The sequence below is a fragment of the Actinomadura geliboluensis genome, from assembly GCF_005889745.1.
Lineage (GTDB): Bacteria > Actinomycetota > Actinomycetes > Streptosporangiales > Streptosporangiaceae > Spirillospora > Spirillospora geliboluensis.
Genome location: NZ_VCKZ01000279.1, coordinates 1 through 12,526 on the forward strand (window position 1 = coordinate 1; position 12,526 = coordinate 12,526).

Consider the following 12,526-nt stretch of genomic DNA (forward strand, 5'->3'; position numbering starts at 1 on the left):
GCGCCCCTCGGACGCCTCCGCCCCCGCCTCCGCCCGAGCCCGAACCTGCGCCTGCGCCGCCGCCTCCGGCTCCGCCGAAGCAGAAGAAGGCGAGCGTCCCGCGCAGCGTGGCGACCGACAACGAGGCCCGCGCCCTCGCCATCATCGACGCCGAGCCCGGCATCACCGGCGCCGAACTCGGCCGCCGCCTCAACATCAGCTCCCGCCAGGGCCAGCGCCTCCTCAGCCGCCTCTCCAGCCCGGCCCCGACGTCCTGAAGAGTCACACTTCCCTCCCGGATTTCGTCTATGGGGAAACGGAAGGGGATTCCATGGCCACCTACGACTGGACCGCCATGTACGTCATGCACGACGCGCTGCGGAGGGAGCTGGAGCAACTCGCCAAGGTCGCCGCCCGCGAGGACGGCGAGGCGCGCCGCGTCCTCGCGGAAGGACAGGGCTGGGACCTGTTCAAGACGGCCCTCCACATCCACCACACCGCCGAGGACGAGGCCCTGTGGCCGCCCATGCGCGAGGCCCTCGCCGACCGTCCGGACGGGCTCGCCCTGATGGACGCGATGGAGGCCGAACACGCCGCCATCGACCCCGCCATCGAGGCGATCGACGCCGGCACCGAACCCCTCGGTCCCCTCGTCGACCGCCTGGCCACCGCCCTCACCGGCCACCTGAGGCACGAAGAGGAGGCCGCGCTTCCGCTGATCGACGAGACCTTGCCGCCCGAGCACTTCGCGAACTTCGGCCAGGTGCACGGCGCGAAACTCGGCCCGAACGGCCCCCGCGTCATCCCCTGGCTCCTGGACGGCGCCGACCCGGAACTCGCCGCGAAGATGCTGGCCTTCCTCCCGGAGCAGGCCCGCACCGCCTACGAAACCGTGTGGCGCCCCGCCTACGCGTCCCTCGACCTCTGGAACGTCACCTGATCCGGCGACGGCGTCAGGAGGACTTGCAGGTGGTGCCGTCGGCCTTGACGTTGGAGTGGTTCGGGTACTTCCAGCGGCAGAGCTCGCTGAGGGTGACCGTCGTCCGGCCGGGCGCGCCGTAGCACGAGTAGTCGCCGCCGTACTCGCGCACAGCGCCGGCGTATCCACGGGATCGGCAGTACGTGGTGCCGTCGGTCGCCGAGATGGTCCCCAGCGTCTTCGGGCCGCTGGGAGGCTTCTCCTCTGTACCGCCGCCGGACGGCTCGGACGGCTTGGCGGACGGCCGAGGCGTCCGACCGCCCGAGCCGGTCGAGGGCGCCGGGCCGCCAGGCGGCGCCTTCGACGTCGCGGACGACGGCCCGGATCCGCGGCTCGCGGACTCGCTCGGGCTCGCCGGAGGCCCGGCCGTCCCGGCGGCGGGGACCCCCGACGACCTCGCGGTATCCGGGGTCTCGGACGCCTCCGACGTCCTGCCCTCCCCCTCGGACGGAAGCAGGATGTAGCCGCCGCCCAGCGCGACGACGAACGCCGCGACGGCGGCACCGATCAGGAGCGCGCGCCGACGCCCTTTCCGGCCCCGCGCCGGCGCGTCCGGAGCGGAGTCGTGAACGGTGTCCGGAGCAACGACGACCGGCTGCGGCTCCGGGGGCGCTGGTTCGGCGGGTGCGGCGGCTCCGGCCTCCCAGGCAGGGGACGGGAGGTCGCGCAGCCGCTCGCCGACCTCCGCGGCGGTGGGACGACGGGCCGGGTCCTTGGCCAGGCACTCGCGGACGATCGCGGCGAACGGCGCCCGCAGGCCGTCCAGGTCCGGTTCGTCCTCCAGGATCGCCCGCATCACCGCCGGGATCGAACCGCCGTCGAAGGCCCGCCTGCCGGTGGCGGCGAACACCATGGTCGCGCCCCAGGCGAACATGTCGGCCGCGGGGCCGGTCTCGTCCTCCCGGAGCTGCTCGGGCGCCATGTAGCCGGGGGTGCCGACGGCCTGGCTGGTGATGATCGACTGGTTGAGGTCCAGGGCGCGGGCGATCCCGAAGTCGATGACGACCGGCCCGTCCGGCCCGAGCAGGACGTTGCCCGGCTTGAAGTCGCGGTGGACCACCTCGGCCCGATGGATCGCGGCCAGCGCCGTCACCGTGTTGACCGCCAGCCGCTCCAGCGCCGCCCCCGCGCGCGGGCCGGTGTCGCGCACCGACTCCTGGAGGGACGGGCCGTCCACGAACTCGCTGACGATGTAGGGACGGCCGTCCTCGACACCACTGTCGAGCACCTGCGCGGTGCAGAACGGCGCCACCCGCTCGGCGATCTGCATCTCGCGGACGAACCGCGTCCGCGCGACCTCGTTGCTGAAGAGGTGCGGGTGCAGCAGCTTGACCGCCACCGTCTCGCCCGTGGCCGAGGCACCGGCGTAGACCGTTCCCTGCCCGCCGGCGCCCAGCCGATGCTCAAGGCGATAGGGGCCGACCGAGTCCGGATCTGTGGGCAGCAAGGCCATCCGCTCGGCCACGACCCCTCCTCACGCGTCCCCCGGAGCGGTGATCATATCGACTCACCTCACACGAGTCGGTGAAGTACCAGGGCCGGAAGGGGACGCCGCGGGCGTGTTCGCCTCGTGGGGGAGGCGAACACGCCGGGGTGGGGGACTCAGAGGTTGATCATGTGGCCTGCCAGGCCGTGGACGGCCTCCTTCATCGCCTCGCCCAGGGTGGGGTGGGCGTGGACGTTGCGGGCCACCTCGTTGACCGTGAGGTCCCACTGCTGGGCCAGGGTCAGTTCGGGGAGGAGCTCGGTGACCTCGGGGCCGATCATGTGGGCGCCGAGGATCTCGCCGTACTTGGCGTCGCTGATCACCTTGACGAAGCCGTCGCCCTCGCCCATGCCGAGGGCCTTGCCGTTGGCGCTGTAGGGGAACTTCGCGGTCTTCACGTCGAAACCCTGCTCCTTGGCCTGGGCCTCGGTGTAGCCGAAGCTCGCGACCTGCGGCTGGCAGTAGGTGGCGCGGGGGATCATGATGTAGTCGAGTTCCATCGTCTCGGCGTCCGCGATGGTCTCGGCGGCGACGATGCCCATGGCCTCGGCGGCGTGCGCGAGCATCAGCTTCGCGGTGACGTCGCCGATCGCGTAGATGTGCGGGACGGACGTGCGGCAGCGGCCGTCCACGTCGATCGCGCCGCGGTCGGTGAGGGCCACGCCGGCCTTCTCCAGACCGTAGCCCTCCACGTTCGGCTGGAAGCCGATCGCCTGGAGGACCTTGTCGGTCTCGATGACCTGCTGGGCGCCGTCCTTGCCGGTGACGGTGACCTTGACCTTCTCGCCGGAGTCGTCGATGGCGTCCACGCGGGTCGAGGTGAGGACGTCCACGCCGAGCTTGCGGTAGCGCTTGGCGAGCTCCTTGGAGACGTCGGCGTCCTCATTCGGGACCATCCGGTCGAGGAACTCGACGATCGTGACCTTCACCCCGTAGTTGTGCAGCACGTAGGCGAACTCGACGCCGATCGCGCCCGCGCCGGCGATGACGATGCTCTCCGGCAGCTCGGAGCTGAGGATCTGCTCCTCGTAGGTGACGACCCGCTCCGACAGCGACGTGCCCGGCAGCAGCTTGGTGTGCGCGCCCGCCGCGATGATGCAGTTGTCGAACGTCACCGTCTCCGACGAGCCGTCCGCGCGGGCGACCTGCAGGGTGTTCGGGTCGGTGAACGTGCCCCGCCCGTCATAGGACGTGATCTTGTTCTTCTTCATCAGGAACTGGACGCCCTTGACGAGCTTGTCCGACACCTGGCGGCTGCGCTGGAACGCGACGCCGTAGTCGAAGGACACGGTGCCCTCGACGTTGATCCCGAAGGTCTGCTGCTCCTTGGTGAAGATGTGCGCCAGCTCCGCGTTGCGCAGCAGCGCCTTCGACGGGATGCAGCCGACGTTGAGGCACACCCCGCCCCAGTATTTCTCCTCGATGATCGCCGTCTTCAGCCCGAGCTGTGCCGACCGGATCGCGGCGACATATCCACCCGGGCCCGCGCCGAGGACCACGACGTCAAAGTGTTCGCTCATGTCAATGGACGATATTCGCCGCGACCAGGTGTTCGCATCCCGGCGCGAGCCGCCCGCCCCCGCAGCGACCGACGTCACGTACAGTTGGGGTTTCGGACGGCCTCGCCGTGGTCAGCATCTGGCGGAGGCGCGTCCGGTGCAGGAGGGCGGCGCGCCGGTGCGGGTGCCCGCCCGGACCGTCCCGGCCGCGGAGCCCCGGCGGTGCATCCGAACAGCGGCGTCGCGGGGCCGGTGAACCGCCGCGCGCCGGCGCCACCGAGCCGAGTGGAGGAGTCGCCGAGTGAGGATCCCCAAGCGCGTCAACACCGTCCTCGACTGGATGGAGGAGCACTTCGTCGCGCTTGCCGTGGTCGTCGCGCTGGTCGCCGTCGCGCTGGTGGCCACGCTCGCGCCGACCGCGGTCGGCCTCCCCGTCTCCGGGTTCATCCTCGGCGCGGCGGCGGGCGGGTTCCTCGTGCACGTCCGGCTGAGCCGGCGCATCGCGCGGGCCCGCTCCGACGTCGACAACCTGCTCCGCGAGAACGGCATGCTGCGGCACCGCAACAACGTCCTCGCCAGCGGCGTGATCACCCGCGAGTCGGTGGAGACGCAGGCGCTCGTGTCGATCCCCGAGGACGACCTCCTGGAGGACGAGCTGGCGGGCGATGTGAACCGCACCGCCACCCTCGACGAACTGCTCGACGGCGACCCCGGGCGCACCGACGAGCTGCCCGGCGAGGTCGCGGACGACCAGCCCACCACGGCCCTGCCCACGCTCCCCGACGAGGAGGACGAGGCCGAGGACACCCGCCCGGCGAAGCCGAAGGCGTCCAGGGGCGCCGCGAACAGGTCCGGGAGGGCGTGAGGCGCCTCTTGCGCTGAGCGGTCGCGCCGTGACCCGGCGTTAGCTTTGCCGATCTTCGGGCAGAGGTAGCGCGTGAACGACGACCTTGAGCGCGCCGGCGCCGCGGCGGACGGACCGGCCGACCCCGGTGCGAGCCTGCCGGCGGACCGGGGCGGCACCGGCGCCGTCCACAAGGCCGTGATCGCGTCCGCGATGGGGAACTGCATCGAGTGGTTCGACTTCGGCGTGTTCAGCGCCGGGGTGATGACCGCGATCATCGGCACGAAGTTCTTCCCCGAGGAGGCGGCGGGCAGCGCGTCGCTGCGCTCGTTCGCGCTGATCGCCGCGGCGTTCCTGGCCCGCCCGTTCGGCGGGCTGTTCTTCGGGCCGATGGGCGACAAGCTCGGCCGCAAGCGGGTGCTGGCCGCGACGATCATCCTGATGTCGGGCTCGACGTTCGTGATCGGCATCCTGCCCGACTACAACACGATCGGGATCGCCGCGCCGCTGGCGCTGCTCGCCGTCCGGCTGATCCAGGGCTTCTCGACGGGCGGCGAGTACGGCGGCGCCGCCACGATGATCGCCGAGTACGCGCCGACGCACCGGCGCGGGTTCTTCGGCAGCTTCCTGGAGTTCGGCACGCTGACCGGCTACATTCTCGGCGCCGGCCTGGTGTTCATCATGGACCTCGCGCTCAGCGAGAGCGCCATGCACAGCTGGGGCTGGCGCATCCCGTTCCTGGTGGCGCTGCCGCTCGGCCTCGTCGGCCTCTACGTCCGGACGAGGATCGAGGACACCCCGACCTTCCAGGCCATGGAGCAGGAGGGCAAGAAGGCCCAGTCGCCGCTGAAGGAGACGCTGGAGCACTACTGGCGCGTCATCGCGATGCTGATCGGCATCGTGTTCCTGCTGAACGTCGCGGACTACACGCTGCTGACGTTCATGCCGTCGTACCTCGTCGACTTCCTGAAGATGAACGACGACACGGCGCAGCTCATCACGATCGGCGTGGAGTTCGCGATGATGGCCGTGATCCTGCCGCTCGGCCACCTGTCGGACCTCATCGGCCGCAAGCCGCTGCTGCTGACGGCGGCGATCGGCTACATCGTGCTGGCGTGGCCGGCGTTCGCGCTCATGCAGACCGAGAACAAGCTCGGCGTCGCGGCCGGGTACGCGATCGTCGGCGGGCTGCTGGTGCTGATGCTGGCGGTGATCGGCGCGACGTTCCCGGCGATGTTCCCCACCAGGGTGCGGTACGGGGCGTTCGCGATCGGCTACAACATCTCGACGTCGCTGTTCGGCGGGACGGCGGCCGTGCTGGTCGGGTCGCTGATCGACGTGACGGGTTCCAACTACGTCCCGGCGTACTACCTGATGATCGCCGCGGCGGTGGCGCTGGTGCCGATCATCAAGATCCCGGAGACGGCGGGGGTGCCGATCGAGAAGGCCGGGAACGAGCGCGCCCCGGAACCGGCGAGTTCCGGGGCGGTGTGAGACGCGTGGTGTGAGACGCGTGGTGCGCGCGGCCGCTCAGCGGGCGCGGCGGAAGTGCCGGCGGGCCCAGCCCGCCAGCGAAGCCGCGATCACCAGTGCGGTGGCCGTCTCGATGGCCAGTGCCGTCCAGACTGTGGTCACTGGGAGCCTCCCCTCCGGTTCGCCAGGCCCGTCCTGACCGGGCCTGCTGTTCACCTGTTACAACACCAGGATGCGGTAGGTCTTTCCTTGACCACGCCCGCACATCGGGTGATGTGCCTCACACGGCACCGCGCTGACCTGCGGCGAAACCTTACTTGAGGGTAAAAACCGCTGGTCGTCCGGACGTGCGGTCTACTGCTCGGGGCGCGCCTTCTCCCACGCGTTCTCGAACTCGGCGGCGCTGATCCGGTACGGGAGGTACCGCGGGTCGTAGAGGTCGAGCGGCGGGTTGATCGGCCAGTCGTCCGCGCTGGAGCGGACGGGGTGCTCGCCGGGCCGGATCTCCACCTGCCGCGTCCAGCGCCCGTCCCGGCCGAACTCGGTCAGCCACGCGACCCGCTCGTCCTCCTCGTCCGGCATCCGCAGGTGGACGGCGTCGTGGCCGGCCAGCTCGCCGTAGCCGGGGTCGTCGCGGTAGGACGAGCGCCGGTCGCGCAGGTGCGCGAGCGCCGAATCCGGCGCCAGGCGGTCGAGGACGACCTCCTCGATGTCGCCCCAGGAGCGCACGCGCCGGATCACGTCCGGGTCGTCCATCACCTCGACCTCGGCGCAGGCGTCGAGGATCTCCTCCGCCGAGTCCGCCCACACCCACCACCAGAGCCCGCCCATGCCGTAGTCGTGCTGGACGAGATAGCGCGACTTGCCGGCGAGGTGGGCGTAGACGGCGTCGATGATGGTCCAGCCGTCGATCTCGGCGCTCGACCAGAAGTCCTCACCTCGTCCCAAGGCGACGTCGAGCAGCGCACGGACGACCCTTGGCCGGTGCAGGTTGAGCATGGTCTCGTCTTCGGCGCGGCACACGCTGCCGCTGTGCGTATAGGGGCCGCCGTCCGGGACGATCCGTCCCGGCCCCTCGCGGAAGACGATGTTGATCCGCCCGGGGCGTCCCTCCTGGCGGAGAAGCAAGGTCTCGCGGCAGTCGAGCAGGCGCCGCCCGTCCCGCGTGTGCTGGTGCCCGACACGCCAGCGGTAGGCGTCCGGCCCGACGAGGAGCCTGCGGTAGCGGCGTCGTCCCATGTCACCCGCTTGTGTGGAAGATCCTGGTTTGCCGGGGCTCACCCTAGCCAGCCGGTGCGCACCGCCGGATGCGGGCAGTGGCGTGCCAGTGCGAGTTCTGTGGCGTTCCGGCAATCCGATGGCTCATTGCGATGCGACAATTACGTTCAGTAGCGTCACCGTTGGCCGGAAGACGGCTCATCATGACGGACCTTCGACGAATCGGTGGTGTGGACGTGACGGAACAGCAGCAGGAGCAGTTGAGCCTCGGTACCGCGGCGGCACGGAATCTGGCGACCACGACCAAGTCCGTCCCGCAGATGCAGGGCATCACCTCCAGGTGGCTCCTGAAGCTCCTGCCCTGGGTCCAGGCGTCCGGCGGCGCCTACCGGGTCAACCGGCGCCTCACCTACACCCTCGGCGACGGCCGGGTCACCTTCGTGACCACCGGCGCCGACGTCCGGGTCATCCCCCGCGAGCTGGGCGAACTGCCCCCGCTCCGCGGCTACGACGACGACCTGACGCTGGACGCCATCGCCGGCCGGTTCACCCAGCAGGAGTACGAGCCCGGCGACGTCATCGTGGAGCGCGGCCGCCCCGTCGACCGCGTCATCCTGGTGGCGCACGGCAAGCTCAGCAAGATCGGGGCCGGCGAGTACGGCGCCGACGCCGTCCTCGGCACCCTCGCCGACGGCGACTTCTTCGGCGAGCAGGCCCTGCTCGCGCCCGAGGAGGGCGAGGAGCAGCCGACGTGGGAGCACACGGTCAAGGCCGTGACCGCGTGCACCGTCCTCAGCATGAACGACGCCGACTTCCAGGAGACGCTCGGCCAGTCCGCGTCCCTCCAGGCCCACCTGGACGAGTACCGCGCGAGCCCCGACCGGCCGAGCAACGCGCACGGCGAGGCGGCGATCGAGGTGGCGTCCGGGCACGAGGGCGAGCCGGTCCTGCCCGGCACGTTCGTCGACTACGAGGCGTCCCCGCGCGAGTACGAGCTGAGCGTCGCGCAGACCGTGCTGCGCGTCCACACCCGCGTCGCCGACCTCTACAACGAGCCGATGGACCAGGTCGAGCAGCAGCTCCGGCTGACCATCGAGGCGCTGCGCGAGCGCCAGGAGAACGAGCTCATCAACAACCGCGACTTCGGCCTGCTGCACAACGCCGACCTGTCCCAGCGCATCCACACCCGCTCCGGCCCGCCCACCCCGGACGACATGGACGACCTGCTCACCCTCGTCTGGAAGGAACCCGCGTTCTTCCTCGCGCATCCGAAGGCGATCGCCGCGTTCGGCCGCGAGTGCAGCGCGCGCGGCGTCTACCCCGACAGCGTCGACGTCGGCGGCAACAAGGTCCCCGCGTGGCGCGGCGTGCCGATCTTCCCCTGCAACAAGATCCCGGTGAGCAAGACCAAGACCAGCTCCATCCTGCTGATGCGGACCGGGGAGGCGGCCCAGGGCGTGATCGGGCTCCACCAGGTGGGGCTGCCGGACGAGTACCAGCCGGGCCTGTCCGTCCGGTACATGGGAATCGACGAGAAGGCGCTCATCAACTACCTGGTCAGCGCCTACTACTCGGCCGCCGTCCTCGTGCCGGACGCGCTCGGCATGCTGGAGTCCGTCGAGATCGCGCACGGCGGTGCCGACGCGTGACGGAGCCGACCACGGAGCACGGCCCGGCCGGCGCGGCCGGGCCCGCCGGGGCGCGCGAGCGGCTCGCCCTCGGCACGCAGGCCGCCCGCAACCTCGCCACGACGACCAAGTCCGTCCCGCAGATGCAGGGCATCACCCCGCGGTGGCTGCTCCGGCTGCTGCCGTGGGTGCGGGCGGACGCCGGCACCTACCGGGTGAACCGGCGGCTCACCTACCGGCTCGGCGACGGCATCGTCACGTTCGTCAACGACGGCGCCGACGTCCGCGTGCTCCCGCCGGAGCTGGCCGAGCTGCCCCCGCTGCGCGACCTCGGCGAGCCGGAGCTGCTGGACGGCCTCGCCGCGCGGTTCGAGCAGCACGAGTACCAGCCCGGCGAGACGATCGCGGCGGCCGGGCGGCCGCTCGACGGCGTCCACCTGATCGCGCACGGCAAGGTCGAGGAGGCCGGCCCCGGCACGTACGGCGGCGAGGCCCGGGTCGGCATCCTCGCCGACGGCCGGTTCTTCGGCGACCGCGCCCTGCTCGGCGTGGACGAGGAGTGGCCGCACACCTTCCGCGCGCTGACGCCCACCATCGTGCTGACGCTGCCCCGCCCGGCGATCGAGGAGCTGACCGAGCGGTCCGAGGCCCTCCGCACCCACCTGGAGGAGTACCGCGACACGCCGCCACCGCCGCAGACCCGGCACGGCGAGGCGGCGATCGAGGTGGCGTCCGGGCACGACGGCGAACCCGTCCTGCCCGCCACGTTCGCCGACTACGAGACCTCGCCGCGCGAGTACGAGCTGAGCCTCGCCCAGACGAGGCTGCGCGTGCACGCCCGCGTCGCCGACATCTACAACGGGCCGATGGACCAGGTCGAGCAGCAGCTCAGGCTCACCATCGAGGAACTGCGCGAGCGCCAGGAGCACGAGCTCGTCAACAACCGCGACTTCGGGCTGCTGCACAACGCCGACTTGCGGCAGCGCCTGCAGACCAGTGGGGGCCCGCCGACCCCCGCCGACATGGACGAACTGCTGTCGCGGCGGCGCAAGTCCCGGTTCTTCCTCGCCCACCCCAAGACGATCGCCGCGTTCGGTCGCGAGTGCACCCGGCGCGGGGTGTACCCGTCCTGCGTGGAGGTCGAGGGACGCCGCGTCCAAGCGTGGCGCGGCGTCCCCATCTACCCGTGCGACAAGATCCCGATCACCCCGGCCGGGACCAGCTCGATCCTGGTGCTGCGCACCGGCGAGGAGGACCAGGGCGTCATCGGGCTGCGCCGCACCGGGCTGCCGGACGAGGTGGAGCCGGGCCTGTCGGTCCGGTTCGCCGGCATCGACGACCGGGCGCTGCTGACGTACCTGGTCGGCACCTACTACTCGGCCGCCGTGCTGGTCCCGGACGCGCTCGGCGTCCTGGAGAACGTCGAGATCGCCCGCTAGCGCGATCGCCCGCTAGCCGATCGCCCGCCGAAGAAAGGGGAGGACCGCCATGCCCGCCGTGCCCGCCTGGAAGGACGACCCCGCCGTCATCGGATGCGACCACCGCCCGGGCCGGCGCGCCCGGTCGGCGGCCGACATCCTGCGGTGGAGCCGGGGCCTGCTCGATCCCGCCCTGCGGGACGCGGTCGGGGCCATGCCGGAGACGGCCCGCCGCATCGCCGAGTTCCACTTCGGCTGGCGGGACGAGCGGGGCCGGCCCGCCGCGGCCCCGGCGGGCAAGGCGGTCCGCCCCGCGCTGGCGCTGCTGGCGGCGGAGGCGGCCGGCGGGACGGCGGACGCCGCCCTGCCGGCCGCCGTCGCGGTGGAGCTGGCGCACAACTTCTCCCTGCTGCACGACGACGTCATGGACGGCGACCTCACCCGCCGGCACCGCCCCACCGCCTGGACGGTCTTCGGGACGAGCGGCGCGATCCTCGCCGGGGACGCCCTCCTCGCCGCCGCCTACGAGGCGCTCGCCGCCGACGACTCCCCGGCGGTCGGGCACGGCGTCCGCGTCCTCGCCCGGTCCGTCCTCGACCTGGTCGAGGGCCAGTTCGCCGACCTCGCCTTCGAGGAGCGCACGGACGTGGCGCTCGACGAGTGCCTCACGATGGCGAACCGCAAGACCGGCGCGCTGATGGGCGCGGCCTGCGCCCTCGGCGCCCTGTACGGCGGGGCGACCACCGCCGAGACCGCCCGGATGCGCGCCTTCGGCGAGCAGGTCGGGCTGGCGTTCCAGCTCGCCGACGACCTGCTCGGCATCTGGGGCGACCCGGCCGTCACCGGCAAGCCCGTCCATTCCGACCTGCGCAACCGCAAGAAGTCGCTGCCGGTCGTGGCGGCGCTGACGTCCGGCACGCCCGCCGGCGCCGAACTCGCCGCGCTGTACTTCCAGGACGAGCCGCTGACCGGCGACGACACCGCCCGCGCCGCCGAGCTCATCGAGACCAGCGGCGCCCGCGCCTGGGCCGCCGCGCACGCCGACACGCTCCTCGTCGCGGCCCGCACCCACCTGGCGGGCGCGGCTCCGGACGCCGCCGCCGAACTTCTCACGCTCGTCCGGATGATGACCCGGCGCGATCACTGACCCGCCTACACTGCTGGGCGTGCAGCCCCTCGAACCGGACGACCCGCGCCAGATCGGTGCCTACCGGCTCACCGCGCGGATCGGTGAGGGCGGCCAGGGCGTCGTCTACCTCGGCACCGGCGACGACGGCGTCCAGGTCGCGGTGAAGCTGTTCCACGCGCAGCTGAGCAGCGACCTCGGCACGCTGAGCGCGCTCGACATGTTCACCCGCGAGCTGGAGGCGGCCAAGCACGTCGCGCGGTTCTGCACCGCGCAGGTCCTCGACTCCGGCGCGGCCGGGAACCGCCGCTACATCGTCAGCGAGTACGTCGACGGGCCGCCGCTCAGCCGGGTCGTCGCCGAGCAGGGCCCCCGCTCCGGCAGCGCCCTCGACCGGCTCGCCATCGCGACCGCCACGGCCCTCGTCGCGCTGCACGACGCCGGTGTCGTCCACCGCGACTTCAAGCCGCACAACGTGCTCATCGGCGCCGACGGCGCGCGCGTCATCGACTTCGGCATCTCGCGGGCGCTGTCCGGCGCGCAGACGATGGTGAGCCGCGCGGTCGGCACCCCCGCCTACATGGCGCCCGAGCAGCTCGAACCCGGCGAGCTGACCCCGGCCGCCGACGTGTTCGCGTGGGCGTCCACCATGGCGTTCGCCGCGACCGGGCGGCCGCCGTTCGGCAACGAGTCCGTGCCGGTCGTGTTCAACCGCATCGCGAACTCCGAGCCCGACCTCACCGGCGTGGAGGAGCCGCTGCGCGGCCTGCTCACCGAATGCTTCGCGAAGGACCCGGAGCGCAGACCGTCCGCGCAGGCCGTCCTGGACCGGCTCGTCCGGCCGGGGCGCGCGCCGTCCCCGCCACCGCCGGGGAC

11 protein-coding genes are annotated in these 12,526 nt (G+C 72.0%); 8 read left to right on the top strand and 3 right to left on the bottom strand.

Features of this window, described 5'->3' with window-relative positions:
• Together ETD96_RS46085 and ETD96_RS30450 are read left to right on the top strand one after the other, a co-directional pair.
• Nucleotides 1-257, top strand: a 257-nt coding sequence (locus tag ETD96_RS46085) for a MarR family transcriptional regulator (protein ID WP_205719522.1), incomplete at its 5' end; no start/stop codon positions are given.
• Between the two features lie 53 nt (nt 258-310).
• Nucleotides 311-919: a hemerythrin domain-containing protein gene (locus tag ETD96_RS30450; protein WP_138639932.1), complete on the top strand. Its 609-nt coding sequence runs from the start codon at nt 311-313 to the stop codon at nt 917-919.
• A gap of 13 nt (nt 920-932) precedes the next feature.
• On the opposite strand, the gene ETD96_RS30455 is transcribed toward ETD96_RS30450, so the two are convergent.
• Nucleotides 933-2,423, bottom strand: a complete 1,491-nt coding sequence (locus ETD96_RS30455; protein ID WP_138639933.1) for a serine/threonine protein kinase — start codon at nt 2,421-2,423, stop codon at nt 933-935.
• 137 nt (nt 2,424-2,560) lie between these two features.
• Nucleotides 2,561-3,964: a dihydrolipoyl dehydrogenase gene (gene lpdA / locus ETD96_RS30460; RefSeq protein ID WP_138639934.1), complete on the bottom strand. Its 1,404-nt coding sequence runs from the start codon at nt 3,962-3,964 to the stop codon at nt 2,561-2,563.
• Between the two features lie 280 nt (nt 3,965-4,244).
• Here lpdA and ETD96_RS30465 point away from each other — a divergent pair, with 280 nt between their 5' ends.
• On the top strand, nt 4,245-4,808 hold the full coding sequence (locus tag ETD96_RS30465; protein WP_138639935.1) for a hypothetical protein: 564 nt from the start codon (nt 4,245-4,247) through the stop codon (nt 4,806-4,808).
• 72 nt (nt 4,809-4,880) lie between these two features.
• Complete coding sequence (locus ETD96_RS30470) at nt 4,881-6,281, top strand: MFS transporter (RefSeq protein ID WP_240808334.1); 1,401 nt, start codon at nt 4,881-4,883, stop codon at nt 6,279-6,281.
• A 333-nt stretch (nt 6,282-6,614) separates the two neighbouring features.
• Here ETD96_RS30470 and ETD96_RS46090 read toward each other — a convergent pair whose 3' ends face one another.
• Nucleotides 6,615-7,499, bottom strand: coding sequence for a hypothetical protein (locus ETD96_RS46090; protein ID WP_205719523.1), 885 nt, complete (start codon nt 7,497-7,499; stop codon nt 6,615-6,617).
• A 182-nt stretch (nt 7,500-7,681) separates the two neighbouring features.
• Here ETD96_RS46090 and ETD96_RS30480 point away from each other — a divergent pair, with 182 nt between their 5' ends.
• The 4 genes from ETD96_RS30480 to ETD96_RS30495 form a co-directional block, all read left to right on the top strand.
• Nucleotides 7,682-9,127, top strand: coding sequence for a family 2B encapsulin nanocompartment shell protein (locus ETD96_RS30480; protein WP_138639936.1), 1,446 nt, complete (start codon nt 7,682-7,684; stop codon nt 9,125-9,127).
• The gene (locus ETD96_RS30485) at nt 9,124-10,545 is read left to right on the top strand and encodes a family 2B encapsulin nanocompartment shell protein (RefSeq protein ID WP_240808335.1); all 1,422 of its coding nucleotides are present in this window, start codon (nt 9,124-9,126) and stop codon (nt 10,543-10,545) included. Before ETD96_RS30480 ends, ETD96_RS30485 begins: the two co-directional genes overlap by 4 nt.
• 49 nt (nt 10,546-10,594) lie before the next feature.
• Nucleotides 10,595-11,671 (top strand): family 2 encapsulin nanocompartment cargo protein polyprenyl transferase, encoded by a 1,077-nt coding sequence (locus tag ETD96_RS30490; protein ID WP_138639937.1) that lies wholly within the window; start codon nt 10,595-10,597, stop codon nt 11,669-11,671.
• Nucleotides 11,672-11,690: 19 nt separating this feature from the next.
• Nucleotides 11,691-12,526: serine/threonine-protein kinase (locus ETD96_RS30495; protein ID WP_138639938.1), on the top strand; the 836-nt coding region annotated here is incomplete at its 3' end.